16 protein-coding genes are annotated in these 18,360 nt (G+C 34.0%); 5 read left to right on the plus strand and 11 right to left on the minus strand.

Annotated elements, in window-relative coordinates; genetic code table 11:
- Nucleotides 1-108: 108 nt before the first annotated feature.
- From FGL37_RS13845 to FGL37_RS13855, 3 genes are read right to left on the minus strand one after another with little or no spacing between them, the layout of a single operon-like run.
- Entirely contained in the window at nt 109-2,454 is a 2,346-nt protein-coding gene (locus tag FGL37_RS13845) for an nSTAND3 domain-containing NTPase (protein WP_028071639.1), read from the minus strand.
- Nucleotides 2,455-2,464: 10 nt separating this feature from the next.
- Nucleotides 2,465-4,138: an ATP-binding protein gene (locus FGL37_RS13850; protein WP_028071640.1), complete on the minus strand. Its 1,674-nt coding sequence runs from the start codon at nt 4,136-4,138 to the stop codon at nt 2,465-2,467.
- Nucleotides 4,138-5,361: a DUF4297 family anti-phage-associated protein gene (locus FGL37_RS13855; protein WP_028071641.1), complete on the minus strand. Its 1,224-nt coding sequence runs from the start codon at nt 5,359-5,361 to the stop codon at nt 4,138-4,140. The genes FGL37_RS13850 and FGL37_RS13855 overlap by 1 nt, the downstream gene beginning before the upstream one ends.
- A gap of 280 nt (nt 5,362-5,641) precedes the next feature.
- Between FGL37_RS13855 and FGL37_RS13860 the strand changes: the two genes are divergently transcribed.
- The 4 genes from FGL37_RS13860 (at nt 5,642) to FGL37_RS13875 (ending at nt 7,526) form a co-directional block, all read left to right on the plus strand.
- Nucleotides 5,642-6,019: a transposase gene (locus FGL37_RS13860; RefSeq protein ID WP_028071642.1), complete on the plus strand. Its 378-nt coding sequence runs from the start codon at nt 5,642-5,644 to the stop codon at nt 6,017-6,019.
- A 17-nt stretch (nt 6,020-6,036) separates the two neighbouring features.
- Nucleotides 6,037-6,996, plus strand: coding sequence for an IS3 family transposase (locus FGL37_RS13865; protein ID WP_138096854.1), 960 nt, complete (start codon nt 6,037-6,039; stop codon nt 6,994-6,996).
- A 61-nt stretch (nt 6,997-7,057) separates the two neighbouring features.
- Entirely contained in the window at nt 7,058-7,234 is a 177-nt protein-coding gene (locus tag FGL37_RS26110; protein WP_138096856.1) for a transposase, read from the plus strand.
- A 100-nt stretch (nt 7,235-7,334) separates the two neighbouring features.
- The gene (locus tag FGL37_RS13875) at nt 7,335-7,526 is read left to right on the plus strand and encodes a hypothetical protein (protein WP_028071643.1); all 192 of its coding nucleotides are present in this window, start codon (nt 7,335-7,337) and stop codon (nt 7,524-7,526) included.
- A 17-nt stretch (nt 7,527-7,543) separates the two neighbouring features.
- Here FGL37_RS13875 and FGL37_RS13880 read toward each other — a convergent pair whose 3' ends face one another.
- The 3 genes from FGL37_RS13880 to FGL37_RS13890 all read right to left on the minus strand — a co-directional run bounded on the left by FGL37_RS13880 (nt 7,544) and on the right by FGL37_RS13890 (nt 11,717).
- On the minus strand, nt 7,544-7,738 hold the full coding sequence (locus FGL37_RS13880; RefSeq protein WP_028071644.1) for a hypothetical protein: 195 nt from the start codon (nt 7,736-7,738) through the stop codon (nt 7,544-7,546).
- Between the two features lie 79 nt (nt 7,739-7,817).
- Nucleotides 7,818-10,694, minus strand: coding sequence for a type I restriction endonuclease subunit R (locus FGL37_RS13885; RefSeq protein WP_028071645.1), 2,877 nt, complete (start codon nt 10,692-10,694; stop codon nt 7,818-7,820).
- A 96-nt stretch (nt 10,695-10,790) separates the two neighbouring features.
- Nucleotides 10,791-11,717: a tyrosine-type recombinase/integrase gene (locus tag FGL37_RS13890; RefSeq protein WP_028071646.1), complete on the minus strand. Its 927-nt coding sequence runs from the start codon at nt 11,715-11,717 to the stop codon at nt 10,791-10,793.
- A 90-nt stretch (nt 11,718-11,807) separates the two neighbouring features.
- Between FGL37_RS13890 and FGL37_RS13895 the strand changes: the two genes are divergently transcribed.
- Entirely contained in the window at nt 11,808-13,055 is a 1,248-nt protein-coding gene (locus tag FGL37_RS13895; RefSeq protein ID WP_081817981.1) for a restriction endonuclease subunit S, read from the plus strand.
- A 1-nt stretch (nt 13,056) separates the two neighbouring features.
- Here FGL37_RS13895 and FGL37_RS13900 read toward each other — a convergent pair whose 3' ends face one another.
- The 5 genes from FGL37_RS13900 to istB all read right to left on the minus strand — a co-directional run bounded on the left by FGL37_RS13900 (nt 13,057) and on the right by istB (nt 18,356).
- Nucleotides 13,057-14,304 (minus strand): restriction endonuclease subunit S, encoded by a 1,248-nt coding sequence (locus tag FGL37_RS13900; protein ID WP_138096860.1) that lies wholly within the window; start codon nt 14,302-14,304, stop codon nt 13,057-13,059.
- 138 nt (nt 14,305-14,442) lie between these two features.
- Nucleotides 14,443-14,928: a hypothetical protein gene (locus FGL37_RS13905; protein WP_037534205.1), complete on the minus strand. Its 486-nt coding sequence runs from the start codon at nt 14,926-14,928 to the stop codon at nt 14,443-14,445.
- Nucleotides 14,925-15,671 (minus strand): DUF3800 domain-containing protein, encoded by a 747-nt coding sequence (locus FGL37_RS13910; RefSeq protein ID WP_028071650.1) that lies wholly within the window; start codon nt 15,669-15,671, stop codon nt 14,925-14,927. The genes FGL37_RS13905 and FGL37_RS13910 overlap by 4 nt, the downstream gene beginning before the upstream one ends.
- A gap of 9 nt (nt 15,672-15,680) precedes the next feature.
- A complete protein-coding gene (locus FGL37_RS13915) occupies nt 15,681-17,240 on the minus strand; it encodes a type I restriction-modification system subunit M (RefSeq protein ID WP_028071651.1) in 1,560 nt (519 codons plus the stop codon).
- A gap of 399 nt (nt 17,241-17,639) precedes the next feature.
- On the minus strand, nt 17,640-18,356 hold the full coding sequence (istB, locus tag FGL37_RS13920; RefSeq protein WP_138096862.1) for an IS21-like element helper ATPase IstB: 717 nt from the start codon (nt 18,354-18,356) through the stop codon (nt 17,640-17,642).
- Between the last annotated feature and the right edge of the window lie 4 nt (nt 18,357-18,360).

The following is an 18,360-nucleotide window of genomic DNA, read 5'->3' on the forward strand; positions in this document are numbered from 1 at the left end:
CATTAAAAATTCTTTCTAAGAATTCTAAAGTTATTAATTCTAACTCTAAACCTTTTTTTTACTCATTTTTTTAATTATAATATGGAGATACCAGCTAAATTGTTGTATTTATTTTTCAAATAAGTCTTCAATCATTTGAATTTCTTCATTACGACTATAGTCTTTATCATGTGAGATTTCCGATCTATAATCGTCTTCTTCATAACTATAACGTTCTAAAATTTTATGTAATAAACTGTAAGAGTCAATATCTAAATCATGATCGAAATTTTCATAGAAATCTATAAGTCCACAATCAGTGAAGAAAGAGTCATATGATTCCCAATACTTATCGTTGATATAAGATCTTGTATAGGTTTCATCTGTGTCGTGATATGTCTTTAGCACATCATCGTCAGATACTACTAATTCATAATCTTTGACATATTCATCGAACAAGCTGTTGATTTTAAGGGTCAGCTCCTCCTTTATTTCTTGAACACTTATTGTTTTGAATAAATCAATTGCGTAGAGTTCGTGAAGTTCTCTAACCTCTGAGAGATGATCTGATTCATATGCATTTTTTATTACTAAAAACATTAAAAGATTCCAGTTATCAGTGACTATTTTGATTATATTTTCGGGATAACAGGATTTAACACTTTTAAGAATGGTAATTAGCCGTGGAGAAAAGACATAAGCCTGATATTCTAAGTTTAATAGGTCGTTGAAATATTTTATGAAAGTATTTGTGTCATTAATTGTTTTAGGGCTAAAAAATTGATCTAGGCAATATAATATGTCAAAAATTACATGGCCGTAATGTTTGTTCATTACGTTATTTAAGCAATTAATGAACGTTGGATAGTATTCTTTTATGAAATAATCATCGAGAATTATCTTATCTTCTCTTATCCTGTCGAAATAACCTAGAAGTTGGTTGGGAGAACTTATCGAAAAAAGTACTCTATTTCTTTCCTCATTGCTTTTTTTTAGATAGTTTATTAGAAAATCAGCGATTGATGGATTTAAAAGTTGATATTCGTTGGTTCCATCTTTTGTTTTTATAGATGAGGCAAAACTTCCTAATAATTTTTTTAAAGATCTATTAAAAGGATCTAATTTTTTATGTATTCCATTTTCCCGAATTTCGTAGTTATATCGGCAGTTGAACGCATGCTCGAGCTCATCATGCCGTACGCGAGTTTTTGCAAAAGAAAAAAGTGATAATAATAAAAACCTGTCTTCATCCTCAAGCTGCCGTTCGAATGCAATTTTCCATATTTCACGAGGATTGTCCAAATTTTTAAAGATGAATTCATCCACTGTGGTATAATATTCATGGTCATAGTTCTTTTGGTCAGTAATGAATTCAATTAACCTTGGGAAATAATTTTTATGTTCAATAATTTTTAAATAGCTTTTGTTATCAAAAAAATGAGTCTTATATTCATCAGCCATATTGTTAAAGTAAAGGTGGTTGTATACAATTTTGGCTTTATCTAAAAGAGTGTAATTGTTTAATACAAGCTCATACTTAGATCTCTTATCGAATTTTTGACGTGCAAAATGCTCATAATTATCTTTAGCTTGATTAAGAATAGTAGTTCTTGAAGTTAATATAAGAAATTTGTTTTTTGATGATTCTATCTGTTCAATAAGGCTAATAATTTTATTCTCCGTATTTTTCGGATTAAGTATCGCATTAATGTTTGCTCCCAAAAAATCATCAAAAAAAAGAACCTGTTTAGTTTCAGGATCTTCGGACAATAAATGTAATGCGTCGCTGATTTTCTCATCAATATTGATTAGTTCATACCCGTTTCCAAGTAAGTCACATATTAAAATATAAGCTAGCGTTGTTTTTCCAACTCCGGGTTCTCCTGAAATTATTACAAATTTATTCTCATTTAATTTGTCAATAGCATTTTGTAGGTTTTTCGTGGGTACATAAAGACTGGCATTCTTTAATATTTTAGTTCTTTGAAAATCTGACTGCGATTGCTGTCCATTATGTAGTATAGTCTTTAGAACATTTGTACTCGTAAGCCAAAGCTTGTAATATTTTTTTTCAATATCATGATGATTACTGATCAGCGATTCGATTCTATCTCGTCCATAAATATCTTGCGCTGAGGTAACATATGGATGCATTATGGTGACAATCTCATTGACTTGTTTTGCAGATAAATCGCAGGTTGTTGTTAATATATATCTTACAGGTTGAGGAGAAAGTATAGCCATTTTTTCTTTCTCCTTTTTTAATGTTGATTTTAAATTAGCATACGTAGATTTCGTATATGCCTTAGCTTGAACGATAATCTCATTAAGATTATGGGTTGAATATCTTAAATCAATCCCTCCGTCTTTGCCTGTTTTAAAATTTTGAAGTCGAAATTCTAGTACTTTTTCAAGCAAATCCTTGGACAAGCTCTCAAATTCTTTGTCATTTAATACTTCGAGATTATAATTCATTGTTCCTAAATTATTTATTCCATTCTTCCTTTAACGCTTTTATATCTAAGTTTTTCCATTCATCTTTCCATAATTTCCAATAAGGTATATCGCTTGAAGAAGGTTCGGGAGAACATTTATTTATTTGGACAATAGATGGAATTACAATAGATTCCCCTACGATGAGCGCCTCACCTTGCTTAAATGAAGTCATTTTGTCAATCAGACTACCCAGTGTGTCAGGCAAAAGCTTTTTAACGTAGTTTTGATCAACAGGATTTGTTAGTCTCATTGATATAAAATTGTTGCATTGAGAAAAAATAGTTTCTGAAATTTCGGAGGGTCGTTGACTCGCCAATAATAAAGTCACTCCATATTTGCGACCCTCTTTTGCGATTCTTTCGATTGATTTTTTCGATGATCGAAATTTGGAAAGATCTATATTGGGAACATATTTATGAGCTTCCTCATATACGAGTAGGACAGGGATATCATTATTGACTTTTTCTGTCTTATCAATTTTAGACCTTAATCTTTTGTAAAAATAACCATACTCAAAGATTAGTCTCGAAATAAGCGATACCGTGATAGATAATACTTCAAATGGGACACCACTTAAATCAATAATAGTTACGTTTGATCGATTATTGGATTTGTAACTTAAGAGATTTTCTATAGTTTGTTCAAATGTCTGTTTTTTTGATTTTTCACCTATTAAAAATTCTAAACGTGTATCATTAATTTTGTTTTCAAGTCTGTTAACAAAGTTTGTGAGTTTTCCGTAAAGGCTTCCTTGCGTAGTTTTGGGCTCTCCTTTTTTTGTTCCAGAGGCGTATACTTCTCCCGTGTCAATTAGTTCTGTGTTTTTTTCATTTGCATCTTGCAGGACCTTATGAATATCAAAAAAAATAGGGGAGTCATAGTGAATCTTTGCTTTCTCTGTTTCTGGGCCGTTGAAATTCTCTTTGCGATTTTTGACTATAGACTCTTTAAAAATATAGCGTTGATTATGATCGTTTGCTTCAGTGTCTAAGAAAAACTCTTCTAATTCTTCACTATTTAGAAGCCAATATGGTAAAACTAAATTATTTGTATCAATATAGTTGGCCTTAGGAAATGCTGTAGAATATTCTGAGTGAATATCAAAAATTATTATATGAGAATTATTTAAAGAAAATTCCCCATTTTTTTCGGAAATAGCATGTTGAATTAAAGTAGATAGCGTATGGGATTTTCCAGAACCTGTCGAACCGACAACGGCAATATGTTTGTTGAAAAATTTATTGCCATTTACCGGAATACTTACATTAGGATTTGTAGATAACGTCGCGAAACAAAATGATTCCTCTTTATCGATGGAACTTTCATAAATTTTTTTTATTTCTTGAATAGTAGCTGGCTGTACCTCTTTCGGTGGGATTGCAAGAGAATCCCCACCTCTCTCAAATTTGTTAGCTCTTAAGATTCCTAATGGGAAAGCTTCTATCAGATGCGTATTTACGCCCAAATCACTGACAGTAATTTGAAAATTTTCAATAACTGCTATCAAAATAGCGTTTTCATTGTCTTCTATTTTAAGGTACGAACCTACTTTCAAGGATTCTTCTGCTATTTTAAAATCCTCTAAATTATCAACTACTATTTTTATTTTGTCAGGGAATACTGATACAACCTGAGCATTAATTGGGGATTTTTGTTCAGACATTATATGATATTTTTAATATTGCTTAACTGATTTATTTGAATTTGAATATGCTTAATTGAAGCTTGGTCATTTTGGTAGAAAGGCTGTTTTAAATAGAATTGGTATAATTCTTTAGTACCTTTTGTAGCCTTCAGAACTCCATCTATAAATGTTATTTTATTTATAAATTTTATTTTTATTTGGTTGCTATAATCAGCTCTTTGAACAATTGAAGACGGGTTGAAATCAGCTCCATTAAAATTATATCCGTCAATAAATTTAAAGTCTTCAGATAAAAGTTCCTTCTTTAGTTCAATTAATTCTTTTTCATTTATATTGTGTATGTAAATGTAGGGGCAGAAAGGCTTCGGTTCTCTCTTAGATATTTTTGACCATTTTTTTGATATAATGAAAATCAACTCCTTAAGTTCAACTCTAGTATATTGGTTTGTATCGATTTCAATAATAAATATTCTTTCAAAAGATGATACATTTAGAAATGTGAAAAATTCCTTTTTCAGATTGGCAAAATGCTTTTTTTCTCCATTTTTGATTACGAACCATTCATGAAAAAGGATTTGTCTTTTATCAATCAATTGAAAAAAATCAGCTTTATTAACTCTTCTTGATTTAAGAGATTTTTTTATACTCAATTCTTTGACCGCCCTTAACGCATTGTTATAAAAAAAATGTTCTGCGGTAAATTCCGAGCAAGAATAGTAAGATTTAAGGAGCTGGACTATTTCTTTATATTGGTTTTCAAAGTCTTCGGCATTAATATCAATCTCTAGGACCTTTATAAATTCCTGGAGGTCTGTATCTGTGAGCCCTAAAATGTTATGATGCTCAAAAGTTTTTTTCACTTCTTTAACAGTTCGGTTATATGTTAAGAAATGAGTTTTTAGGAATTGAGTGTTTATGGGCAAGGATAATTTGTCATGTCCTGATTTATAATGACCTCGTAATATATATTTGATTTCGGGCGCCTTCCCCTTTTTGTACTCAGCAAAATGAGATAACATCCATCTAATAGGTTCGGCAATAACAGAATGATTATACTCCGTTTTTGAATAATACTTACACTGGATTGCGGATTCTTCTGTAGCTGTCGATATATCTATATCTTCAATGCCTTCTATAGTGATGGCATCTGTATCTTGCGATAACTTCAATAAACTAAGAATAGTATAATCGAATTGGTAAAAATAACCTTTTATAGTATCAATTGCTGATCTATCTGCCATAATTATACGGAAATTTTATAAATATTACTCGATGGACTGTTATTTTAAGTCAAGTTATTATATATAGGCTTATACATACAATAAAAATACTGTAGTGCACTTTTATAAATTTACTAAACTAATAATCGAAAATCAATATCTTTTTGTTTTTTCTCGGGAAGTCAAATATAATAAGATAGGGTTTTTAGGAAAGGAGCCAATAAGGGATCGTTCTTAAAGTCCTTTCCATTGTCTTCTACTGATATAGCTTTACATTTTTTGGAATAAAATTATTTCAAGAATGAATGATCATATTAAACACTTATTGATCCAACGACAATACACAGAGGATATCAAAGATGAAGCAATAGTACGCGTTTTATTTAACGGTGAAAGTGTTGTTGAAGTTGCTGAATCGCTGGAAATTCACAGCGTCCAGGCAATCAATCACTGGGTAAATGCTTATCGCAAAAAAATTGAGGAGGGATTGATAACTTTAGCTCCTATGACAGATAAACAGAAACGGGATTTGCACATTCTTCAGCAACGTAACAAAGAATTAGAACGTGCAGTAAAGGAGGCTAACCTTATGATCCTTGCTTTAAACAGCTTAATTGATGTTGCTGAACAGGATTTAAAGATATCTATTAGAAAAAAGCGTGGTACCAAACAGTCTTAAAGCTACGGGATAACCGTATTGCAAAAGTTGGCGTCGGCCCTCTTTGCAGACTGTTTGGTAAAAGCCGTCAAGCCTATTATCAAAAGCATTGTCATACAAAGGCAGTGAATGCCCAGAACAGTTTAGTTTTGGACCTTGTTGCTGCTTTTCGTCGTGAGATACCCGGTTTGGGAACCAATAAGCTATACCGTCTGATACGTCCCAGCCTGCAATTAAGTGACATTAAAATGGGGAGAGATAAGCTTCATAACTTATTACAGGCCCATAATCTTATTATAAGAGCAGGTAAAAGAGTGCCCAGAACGACCAATTCCAATCACTGGATGAAAAAATATCCCAATCTAATAAAGGATATCTCAGTGAGTACAACGGAGCAGGTTTGGGTCTGTGATCTGACTTATATCTGTGTGGGCAATGACTTCAACTATTTATCACTGATTACAGATGCGCATTCCAGAATGATTGTCGGTTATTGTTTACACCCCTATCTTAATACCGAAGGCTGCATGACAGCATTGGAAATGGCAATTGGCTCCAGAACAAAAATACAAACAGAAACTCCGCTGATCCATCATTCTGACAGAGGATCGCAATATTGCAGTTTTCAATATGTTAATAAATTACGTGAGTCAGGTATCAGCATCAGTATGAGAGATAATGGCGATCCATATGAAAACGCTATGGCTGAAAGAGTTAATGGAATTCTAAAAGTTGATTTTAGATTAAATCGTGTGTTTAAGTCGCGCGCTGAAGCATTACTAGCCACCAAAAGCGCCATTGGAAATTATAATATGTTACGACCACATATGAGCTGCGATTATCTTACTCCACAGACAGCGCATTTCCTTGATCAGCCAATGCTCATGCATTGGAAAACTAAGAAGTCTATTCCTTCATTAAGTAATAAAAGTATGGTTGACAAGGAGTCACTATTAAACGACAAGGAATTCTTAAAGAGTTTTAAGGAAGGCTTATAGCTGCGCAATCATTTTTCCGCGAATTACAGGCACGTGCAGTATCGCAGATGCTTGAAGGAGAATGAATGGCCACCTTGGCTATGAAAAGCATGAGCGCAGTGGTCGGGGCAATTCCCGAAACGGGCATACGAGCAAAAAGGTTCGTGGAGATCAGGGAGATCTGGAAATTCAGGTTCCCCGGGAGTGTAACACCAACTGTATCATAGGGTTAAAGCTTAAAAACCTCTATCAAGTTTGAGCCTATCCCAAAATTTAAAATATCTCTTTTGGTGTCGTTTTCATGTACTGAACATGTTTTCGCTGAATACCTATATGATTTTTATTTTAAGGTCGAGAATATGCTAGATTTCCTTGGTGAAAAAGATGGCAAGGCCGCATTTACAGACCAGCTATTGGGTACATTGATTGGCTTATCCTATTCTACTCTTAGAGGAATTTTATACAGCAGGTTGGCTGAAACCAATTTAAATGGCATCATCCTACCCGTAGTTAATCCAAATGAGTTTTTGAATTCGAAAATATCTGAATAAAATAGAATTTTAAGCTTCTAACTTATCTTCTTTACTTCAAAATTGCCAGGACTTCTATATCCTTGGGCTTGTCTATTAAATCCTAATCTTGCTATTTCTTTTTCAACATCCTTCGCATTAGGTGTAGGTATAGTGGAGGAGACAACTTGAAATTCATAGCCTTTAGGCATATCGCCAAATTGCCTAGGTGCTTTTAATTTATATAATGCCATAGTTTTTTTTTATTACACATGTTTTAACTTTTGTTTGGTGTTTTTGATCGCACTTCCTTGATTTAAGCCAGGCTTTTTACTACAGGCCCGTTATCCCATTCACGAAAGTATCCACAAACCCAACAATCTTATTTAAAATACGATCACCAATCTCTTTGGATTTTAGAACGCTAGGTCTTCCCTCAGCGCGAAGAGAAAGAACTTCTTTACGAAGAGGTTCTCGCTCTGTAAAAAGATAGTTTTCAATTAGCCTTTCGGTATCTTCTTCTAACAGGTTTTCAGTTTTGATTAAGTCCTGCAATGCGTTTTCTTGTTCTATATTCCAGAATTTTTCAAACTCATCCGGGATCGTATCGCTATCCTCGATATGCGGTAGATTTTCTTGAATAAATTTCTCAATAAGCTCTCTTTTGCTTCGTAGTGATACCTCTGTGTTCAAGAGATTGGCGATATCTTTTTCAATACTTTCTTTATCCTTGCCTGCTTTTTTCGACTTGAATTTAATAAGGAGCTGGATTATATACGTAACATTGATGGTATCCCGTCTGATCAATTCAAGTTCGAAATCGATATCGTTAAGTATAGAGGTTTTTTGAATATCACTTTTTAAGTTTATTGAATCTTTTAGATCTTGATACTTACTGCTATAGCCATCAAAAATATCTCTGTCGATTTCTAGATCTTCCCATGTAAATTCGGAATAATGGCTCATCTTTTTATGCAACCGTATCATCGTACGGAAAGCCAGAATAAATTTAAGCTTTTCCTCTTCGGTATAAAGCCCGTCTACGTTATCTACTCCAGGGACGATTTCTAGGAGCTTTTGAGTTGCTTGATTAAATTTCTCGACATAGGTCACATAAGGCTCTACAATGATTTCGTCAATAGCTTCTTTGTTGCTAAATAAAGCAATTGCTTCATCCGTTTTATCTTTTAGATTTCTGAAACAGACGATATTTCCTTGCGTTTTATTCTTATCTAAAATACGATTGGTACGACTAAATGCCTGTATCAGTCCGTGGAATTGAAGATTTTTATCGACGTATAATGTATTAAGATTCTTACTGTCATAACCTGTTAAAAACATGTTTGCGACCAATAGAATATCAGATTCGTGTTTAGGATGTTTAGATTTACCAGCTACCGCATTATAATATTTATAGAAACCTTCATTATCTCTGATATCCTGGGCCTCGCCATACATCTCGTTGAAATCATGAACATAATTTTCTAATAACTCTCGACGATGTGGCTTGGGATTACCATATTGCATTTTAGGTTCGGCTGCGACGCCTAATTGTGAATAAATGGTATCGTCCATTTCATCTTCATTCTGTCCAAAGCTGAATATAGTTGTTACGCGCAAGTTGTGCTCTCCATTTAGCTTTTTGCGCTTAAATATCTCATAGTAATGGATCACAGCATCAATATCCTGTACACACATCATTGCGCAAAATTTTCTGTTCTGCGTTTTTTGATCGTGGTATTGAATGATGTAATCGACAATTGCTTCTTTGCGTTGAGGAGCTTCTAGCACCTCATGTTCATTGATTTGTTCTACTTTTAGATCGATGATATGATCTTTCTTCTTGAAGGTCTGTATGTATTCGACGGAGAATTTCAATACATTCTCGTCACGTATCGCATCCGTGATCACATATTTGTGCAAGCATTTGCCAAATAAGCTAGCCGTAGTTTTCATCCCATCAGAATTCTTTTCCAATATTGGCGTACCTGTGAAACCAAACAGTTGTATATTGCTGAAATAATTCACGATGTTTTTATGCGTGTCACCAAATTGTGAACGGTGGCACTCATCAAAGATAAACACCATTCTTCCATCCTGAATGGACTTCATTTTAAATATATTCCTGCCTGAAATAGCATTATTCAGTTTTTGGATAGTGGTGACAATAATCCTTATTTCAGGATCATTAAATTTCCTGATTAGGTCATCCGTGTTGGTAGCGGAACTTACCGAACCTTTACTGAAATTATCATATTCTTTGTTTGTCTGATGATCCAGATCCTTTCTGTCTACAACAAATACGACCTTTTTAATCGCTGGAATTTTAGATAAGATCTGGCTGGCTTTGAAGCTTGTTAGGGTTTTTCCACTACCAGTAGTATGCCATATATATCCGTTTTTCTCAATATTATAGCCATTTAATATTTCATTCTCAGTCACCTTTTTAATGATACTCTCTACTGCATAATATTGGTAGGGACGTAGAATCATTAACTTTTTGTCGGTCTCATTTAAGACGATGTATTTACATATCATTTTACTGACATGGCATGGTTCTAAAAATGTATCGGTAAAGCCATTTAAAATATTGTTGAGTGGAATGTTATTTTCATCTGTCCAATGAAATGTCTGTAAAAATTCCTGGTTGTGCGTACCGAAATTGCTGAAGTATTTAGTGTTGACTCCATTACTTATAATAAATAACTGAACAAAATGAAACAATCCTTTTCCAGCACCAAAACTATGTTTTTGATAACGATTGATCTGATTAAAAGCCTCTTTCATTTCCAATCCTCTTCTTTTCAGCTCTATCTGTACTAAAGGAAGCCCGTTGATTAACAAGGTAACATCGTAGCGATTCCCATATTTGCCTTCTTGCGTGATCTGATTGGTTACTTGATATTCATTTTGGCACCAGTGTTCCACATTTAAAAATTCGAAATAAAGATTATCACCGTTATCCCGTATGATATGATGTTTCTTTTCACGTAATGTTTTCGCTTTCTCAAATACAGAGCCTTTATTTAGAATATTTAAGACTTTTTCAAACTCGCTATCACTAAATACAATATTGTTGTGCTTCTCTATTTGGCTTTTTAGATTAGTCAATAAAGCTTTTTCATTAGGTAGTACGACATATTTATATCCCAATTTTTGTAATTGGATAATTAACTGTTCCTCTAAAACTTGTTCAGACTGCTTGCTCAAGATTGTTATGAATTAGGAGTAATAATTATTTTGACTTAGGGATAAATTTAATAAAAGTATTTGTAATTTGCTCCTCCTAATTCATAATTTAATCAGCTATCGCAGTCCTTTAAACATTTGTTCGATCGCTTTCTTCTTTTGTTCCATATTTGGATGGACGTAAAGGTTTAGTGTCGTACTGATGTTGGAATGGCCTAGTAAAACGCTTACCGTCTTATAGTCACAATTGCTTTCGATACATCTCGTTGCAAAACTGTGCCGTAATCCATGAAATTTAAGTTCAGGCATCTTCAGTTCTTTCATTAGATTTTTGTAATAGCTGCGGTATGTTCTTGGTTCGGTAGGCTTCGCATCATTTGTTAGTACAAAGAAGGAGGGATTGACAATCTTTTTAAATGGTTTTAAAATCCTTAGAAGGTCTTTGCTGATCGGTATTTCCCGAATAGAGTTCTTTGTCTTAGGCGTATCTAGGATGAGCTCAGTTCTTCTCTTTCCATCCTCTATGACGTAAATTCGTTGAATTGTTTGCCTGACATTGATGACAGCGCTATCAGTGTCAATATCTTCCCATGTAAGCGCACATATCTCGCCAATACGCATGCCGGCACTTAAACAGATATAAACCCCTAGGTTTCTGAAAGTAAAGTGCTCTTGAATGTAGTTCATTATTTTCTTTTGATCGGCTCTGCTTAGTACCTCGATATTATGCTTTTCACGTTCCGTAGGAAATTGGATGTCAAATGGTGTATATTCTAGCCATTTATTCTTCGCGCCAAACTTCATAATCATTTTTAAGACAATCAAAATGTCTTTAATTGTTTTGTGGCTAAGGCCAGCTTCTAGCTTCTTGAATACAAAATTTTGTACATCAGTCTCTTCTATTAAATATTTGTTGCCAAATAATGGAAGTAAATGATTTTCTATCAACAGTATATATGCTGCAAAGCTTGATTTTTTAACATACTGTTTTTTGTTTGTTTTCCACAATTCAATTACTTCTGAAAGTTGTTTTTGTTTAGTCATTATATTTTTATTTATTGAATCTCAAATAAAAGTAATTTAAGATTAAGGATATCAAATCCTCGAAATGGATTTGGAGCTAAGGTTCCCAATTTGAGATTTCCTCAATTTACGGAGGAGTGGGAAACGAAGAAGTTGGGGGACGTGATGGACTTTAAAGTGACAAACTCATTTTCTCGTGAAAATTTAAATTACAAAGCCGGTACTGTAAAAAATATCCATTACGGAGATATTCACACTAAATTTCAAACCTTATTTGATACTACTAAGGAAGTAATTCCTTTCATAAATGAAGAAATAAATCTTGACAGGATTTCTAATGAAAATTATTGCAAAGAAGGAGATGTAATTTTTGCTGACGCTTCCGAAGATTTGAATGATGTGGGAAAGAGTATCGAAATTGTAAATGTCAATGGCGAGAAATTATTATCAGGACTACACACTTTATTAGCAAGACCAAAAAAAAGTATTTTTCATTTGGGCTTTAACGGTTATTTGTTTAAATCCAATTCTGTCAGAACACAAATTCAAAAGGAATCTCAAGGCTCAAAAGTTTTAAGCATCAATGTTGGAAGGATATCAAAAATTGATTTATCGTTTCCTGCTGTAGATGAGCAACAAAAAATCACTTCTTTTTTCGCATTACTTGACGAACGTATTCAAACCCAAAACAAAATAATTGAACAATTAGAAACCTTAATCCGAGATTTTCGCAATCGAATATTCAAACAAAAAATAAGGTTTACTGATGATGATGGGAAATATTTTCCTGAATGGATAATTCATAAATTGAGCGATATTTCTGAAAGAATTATTAAAAAAAACTCTGTGGGAAGTCAAAATGTATTAACAATATCAGCTCAATTTGGGTTAATAAGTCAATTGGAGTTTTTTAATAAATCTGTTTCGGCTAAGGATGTTTCAGGATACTATCTTTTAGAAAAAAATGAATTTGCATATAACAGAAGTTATTCTAGTGGTTATCCAATGGGGGCTGTGAAAAGGTTAAAAAAATACGACAAAGGAATTGTATCAACCTTATACATCTGCTTTAGATTCAATTCTATTGTTAATTTGGACTTTATAGAACAATATTTTGAATCAGGTATTCAAAATGCTGAAATAGAAAAAATAGCACAAGAAGGTGCTCGAAATCACGGTCTATTAAATGTAGGTGTTTCTGATTTCTTTAATATTGAAGTAAGCCTTCCATCACTAGAAGAGCAACAAAAAATAGCATCATTTTTGTCCTCAATTGACCAAAAAATTCAAACTGAAAAGGAAATTTTAATTCAAGCTGAAAATCAGAAGAAATACCTGTTGCAGCAAATGCTTGCATAAATTATACAAACATTTGCTGCAGTAAAAACTTTTTCTGTTCTTCTAATTTTTGTAAAAATTGATTTTCAATATCAATTTTCAAATCGATTGATGAAAGGAAGTCTGCTATTTTGTTTTGTTCAGGTTTACAAGGAAGTTGAATTTCAGTTGATTTAATTTCAGATGCTGTGATTCCTTTAATAGAAGTACCTTGAGTGTTTGATGCTGCTTTTTTCATCTCTTTTGAAATCAAATATGTTAGAAATAAACCATTGCAGTTGAAATTATATACATTCAAAAAATCTTGACTTGTGCATATACTTCTATCTGAGTAAGCTACCTTGCCAACACCAACTCGTGAAACAATTAAAATCATAGGAGCGGGACATAGTTTTGTTGCAGAATTATCAATAGCACTTTCTGTTATAAATTTTGAAACATTAATCGAACGAATATTATTTTCAGATAGATCTGAAGAGGACACCCATGGAATATTCCCATTCCAAAAATCAATATTAGAGGAGGATGGAGTACCTCCGCCTGAAAATTCACCGATCTCTGCTAAAGCTGTCTTGTTCCAATTCGGAAAATCTTTTCCATTGTCATCCTTGAATTTCAATTGCCCAGCGAATATTTTTTTTATAACGGTAGCTTTAAGACCGTTTATTTCCCCAATTATTTTGTTTTGGGTTTGAATTCTTTGATCCAACAAAAACAGAAAGTTAGCTATTTTTGACTGCTCTTTGTTTGAAGGCAATTTAACAGGAAGAGCAAAGAAATCATCGCCTTTTATGTTCATTCTGTCATCCCTTGCACCGTAATTTGCAATACTCCTCATATAGTTGTGCCAAACTGTGGTTTTGAAAATAATTTCTAAAAAAGTAAGATTGATCGAATTATCATTAACCTTAAAAACAGTATATAATGGTGAAACCAATCCTATTTTCCCAGTCTTATTTACACTCATAGCACCTACCTGTGCATTTGAAGAAATACGAGGATTATAAACAAAATCAAACGGTTCCACAATATAGTAATCTTTCAAGTTATCTTTGTTTGCAATACTTTTATCAAAATATTCATCTTGTAATACAATCCCTTGTACAGCGGAATTCGAAAACACTAGTTTAACTTTATTATTTTTATTTTTAGTTTTTACTTTCTCGCCAAATTCCCCCAACTTCTTAGTTTCCCATTCCTCCGTAAATTCAGGGAATCTCAAATTGGGAACCTTACCCACGCTTTTATTTTCTTTTTTTATCTCGGTCATATTATTATCTTCTTACTCAGCATTAAGGATCTAGTCCATTTGCTTTTTCAATTTTATTTTGTACCTTTGCAGAAGCTCAGTAACCATTTCTTCATTGGATGTAAGTGTTAAAGGAGTATAAGAAGCCGTTTAGCTCCGCTAAGCGGTTTTGGCTTTTATATACGCTTCATACTCTTTTAATAGCTTTCTTTTTCGATGCTCTGTCTCGATATAATAAGCGGTAATGAACATATAATACTCTTTTCTATCGGTTAAGATCACAATATAATTTTGGGCTTCATTAAATAAAACGATTCGTTCGTCTTTGCCTCTTATATTTTTCCAGATGAGTATTTCGTCGTGTTCAAAGTTTTCTATAACAAATTTTGGAAAACGGATTCTCTCCATTCGTCGGAAATCAGGTTGTCTATTGGCTTCGTCTTCTCCTTCGTGCGTAATATGATAAAATGTACGATGCATTCCTTCGACTTCCGGATATTTCCTTACAGACACTTTTAGTCCTTCATAGAGAGGCTGAGCTTGGATGAAATCGCAATGAAAGACGGAATAAATAGCGTCAAAATAAGAGGGGAAATTTCCATCATATTCATCAAAATATATTAATTCAGGAAACACTAAATTCATACAAAATATGGTTTTTGAGGTTCCCAGATAAAAACATTGAATTTTCGCTCTTTTAACAACGTAGATTTTGTTAAAGAATATTTAGAGCGATATTTAATGAGATTAATTAGTTCATTTTTAGCTTTGCTGTCTGCTAACGCTCTATTCACATAAGCAGTAGCACCGACTAATAAGTCTGTCAATTGCAAAATTTCTACTTCGTGGGATCTTACCTGTTGTACTTTTTTAATGATTTCTTTAGAATAGTCATATTTGTCATTCCTTAAAATTTGTTCCAGTTTGTGAACTTTTTCTTTGCTTCTGGTATCTTTAATATCGATATAAATATGATGAGAGTTTTCAGGGTTCAAGATAGCTTTCAGCATTCCAAAATACATTTTATAGTAAAATGTATCATGTGTATGGCTGAATTTCTCATAATCTATAGCAGATTTATTAGAAACCACAAGCACTCGAAACTGCAAGTCATCATCATCAAAAAAATAGTTGATTACATCCTTGTAATATTCGATTTTTGATTTTGAAACTTTGTTCCATTTTAGTTCATAGTAGCTTCGGTTGTCACTATCATTTTTTTTGATTTTTGGAATAAGGTTATGTTTAACTTTAAAACTATACAATCGTTCAAAAATTTCTTCCTTCTTCTCAATCGGACAATAAACAGCTCCGATAACCATAATTGGTTCTTTGTCATTCTGTAGATGACAACTTTCGTCACAATATATATTGATTGTTGGCTTCATTACAGAAAATTAAAAGACAAGACCTAATTCCTTGAAATAAACATCAATCTCCTGATCCAATTGGGCTCGTTTAGCTTCTAAGGATTTGATTTCCTGCATGACGGCCTGTATATCGATTTCTTCCTCGGCTTCAAAAGTATCTACATAACGAGGAATATTGAGGTTGTAATCGTTTTCAGCAACCTCTTTTAAACTTGCAAGATGGCTGTATTTATCAATTGCAACTCTATTACGGTAGGTATCTACAATCTTATTGATATGCTCATCTCTGAGCATATTTTGATTCTTCACTTTCTCGAATTCCTTACTAGCATCTATGAACAGGATATCGTCCGGAGTTTCTCTACACTTCTTGAATACCAAAATACAAGTAGGAATACTAGTACCGTAAAAAATATTAGCAGGTAGACCTATTACGGCGTCCAAATAGTTTTTCTGTTCAATTAAGTATTTCCGAATGTGTAATTCAGCAGCGCCACGGAATAAGACACCATGCGGCAATACGATTGCCATAGTACCATTCTCGGCAAGGTGATAAATCATGTGTTGGACAAATGCAAAATCAGCTTTGCTTGAAGGAGCTAATTTCCCGTATTGGCTAAACCTGTCGTCATTAAGGAATAATGGATTCGCACTCCAGTTCGCTGAGAACGGAGGGTTTGCAACGATTGCCTCAAAAGGCATATCATTTAGATGTTGGGGGTGCTCCAGTGTGTCCTCTTGCTTAATATCGAATTTGAGATAATGTACTCCGTGGAGTATCATATTCATCCGAGCAAGATTGTACGTGGTACGGTTCATCTCTTGTCCGTAGAAATTATTAACATCTTTTACTTCACGGGCTACACGAAGTAGGAGAGAGCCAGAACCACATGTTGGGTCATAGACAGATTTTAATCTGTTTTTTCCTGTAGTGACTACTTTAGCAAGGATTTTGGAAACCTCTTGTGGTGTATAAAACTCGCCAGCTTTTTTACCCGCACCACTAGCAAACTGACCAATTAGATATTCGTAGGCATCACCCAATACATCTAATTCTGTATGTTCTAATTTGAAATCAATTTCATCCAAGTGTACCAAGACTTTGGCGATGATAGCATTTCTAGCCTCAGCTGTTTTGCCAAGTTTTGTACTATTGAGATCCATATCTTCAAATAGGTTGTCAAAGTCTTCTTCACTTTGTGTACCCATTGTACTTAATTGGATATTGGTCAAGATTTTTTGCAGATCTTCCAGAATAAAGGTATTCGAACCGCTGCTTCCACGTTTCGCTATTTCGCCGAATAATTCAGAGGGTTTTAGAAAATATCCTAGCGTTTCGAGAGCTTCTTCTTTGATGGCTTCTATATATTCTTTCCCTTTTTGAGTATTTTCGTTTATATCTCTGAATTGAATATTGTCCTGCTCCAAAATAGAATTAGCATAAATTTCCATTTTCTCCGCTAAGTACTTATAGAAGATAAATCCTAGTATATAATCACGAAACTCATCCGCGTTCATTTTTCCTCGCAAAGTATTGGCAATATTCCAGAGCTGTTGCTCCAATATTTTCTTTTGATCTTCAGACATTTAAAATAGCGTTATTGATTGAGGATATGGAATCCTTAAGTGTTTACTAAAATAGTAAAGTTTAATGTGAAAATAAAGAAATTAATGCATCGCCCAGTGAACTGGTTATGCACCTATCGTTCAAAGACCTTGGGCTAGACTATTTTATCACCCGACAACATTTGATCTCGTTTAACGCTAAGGCCATGTATGGTATTGCAGAATAAACAAGGGGTAAGGTTTTCAAATCAATAACGTTCTGTGTATTGTCACCCAACCTTTGCATATTCCGCACCATATTACACCACTATTCCGCACCAAAGTACACCAGTTGGATATAATGTTGAAGTTGACCCCTCCGCTGGACATACTGACCCCTCTATCAAGGCTTTCTTCAGTCCAACTGATGACCTGACAATATTACTTCTTTTTTCTTAGACTTTCGCCTTTAAGTTCGATTCTGTAAGATCCATGGATCAGTCTATCGAGTATTGCGTCTGCAATTGTATCTTCACCGATTACATCATACCAACTGGCCACAGGTAACTGACTGGCAATTATTGTCGAGGCCTTAGCGTGTCTATCTTCGATTATTTCCATCAGATCCAGCCTTTGCTGCTGGTCCAGATTTACCAGGCCGAAGTCATCGACAATAAGTAGGTCTGTTTTTGATATCCTGTCCATCAGCTTGTGCAGTGTACCTTCCAGGCGGGCCATTTTAGTTTTTAGAAGTAGTTTTTGCAGATTAAAGTACAGGACTTTATACCCCTGCGCACAGGCATGATGGCCCAATGCCGAAGAGAGGAAGCTCTTCCCACAGCCGGTAGCACCGCTGATGAGTATAGGATCTCCTTTTTTGATGTATTCGCCGGTAGCCAGCGTAGTGATCAATCCCTTGTCCAAACCTCTGGTAGCGACCATGTTTATTTCTTCTATGGAAGCCTGATAGCGGAACCCGGCATTCTGTTTGAGGCGCTCAAACCTTTTTTCATCCCGTTCATCTGATTCTGCCTGAAGCAATAGGGACAGTCCTTCGGAAAGGGAGAGTTCTGTACTGCGGCGGGTTTCATTCAATGCTTTCCAGTTACGCTCCATACCATGTAAGCGCAACGCTCTCATCTGTGTTTCAATATTCATCTTA

The sequence above is a fragment of the Sphingobacterium thalpophilum genome, from assembly GCF_901482695.1.
GTDB lineage: Bacteria > Bacteroidota > Bacteroidia > Sphingobacteriales > Sphingobacteriaceae > Sphingobacterium > Sphingobacterium thalpophilum.

Excerpts from the sequence above, each read along its gene's own strand:
- FGL37_RS13845 (WP_028071639.1), bottom strand. The coding sequence starts at position 2,454 with ATGAATTATAATCTCGAAGTATTAAATGACAAAGAATTTGAGAGCTTG.
- FGL37_RS13850 (WP_028071640.1), bottom strand. The coding sequence starts at position 4,138 with ATGTCTGAACAAAAATCCCCAATTAATGCTCAGGTTGTATCAGTATTC.
- FGL37_RS13855 (WP_028071641.1), bottom strand. The coding sequence starts at position 5,361 with ATGGCAGATAGATCAGCAATTGATACTATAAAAGGTTATTTTTACCAA.
- FGL37_RS13860 (WP_028071642.1), top strand. The coding sequence starts at position 5,642 with ATGAATGATCATATTAAACACTTATTGATCCAACGACAATACACAGAG.
- FGL37_RS26110 (WP_138096856.1), top strand. The coding sequence starts at position 7,058 with ATGAATGGCCACCTTGGCTATGAAAAGCATGAGCGCAGTGGTCGGGGC.
- FGL37_RS13875 (WP_028071643.1), top strand. The coding sequence starts at position 7,335 with ATGCTAGATTTCCTTGGTGAAAAAGATGGCAAGGCCGCATTTACAGAC.
- FGL37_RS13880 (WP_028071644.1), bottom strand. The coding sequence starts at position 7,738 with ATGGCATTATATAAATTAAAAGCACCTAGGCAATTTGGCGATATGCCT.
- FGL37_RS13890 (WP_028071646.1), bottom strand. The coding sequence starts at position 11,717 with ATGACTAAACAAAAACAACTTTCAGAAGTAATTGAATTGTGGAAAACA.
- FGL37_RS13900 (WP_138096860.1), bottom strand. The coding sequence starts at position 14,304 with ATGACCGAGATAAAAAAAGAAAATAAAAGCGTGGGTAAGGTTCCCAAT.
- FGL37_RS13905 (WP_037534205.1), bottom strand. The coding sequence starts at position 14,928 with ATGAATTTAGTGTTTCCTGAATTAATATATTTTGATGAATATGATGGA.
- FGL37_RS13910 (WP_028071650.1), bottom strand. The coding sequence starts at position 15,671 with ATGAAGCCAACAATCAATATATATTGTGACGAAAGTTGTCATCTACAG.
- FGL37_RS13915 (WP_028071651.1), bottom strand. The coding sequence starts at position 17,240 with ATGTCTGAAGATCAAAAGAAAATATTGGAGCAACAGCTCTGGAATATT.
- istB (WP_138096862.1), bottom strand. The coding sequence starts at position 18,356 with ATGAATATTGAAACACAGATGAGAGCGTTGCGCTTACATGGTATGGAG.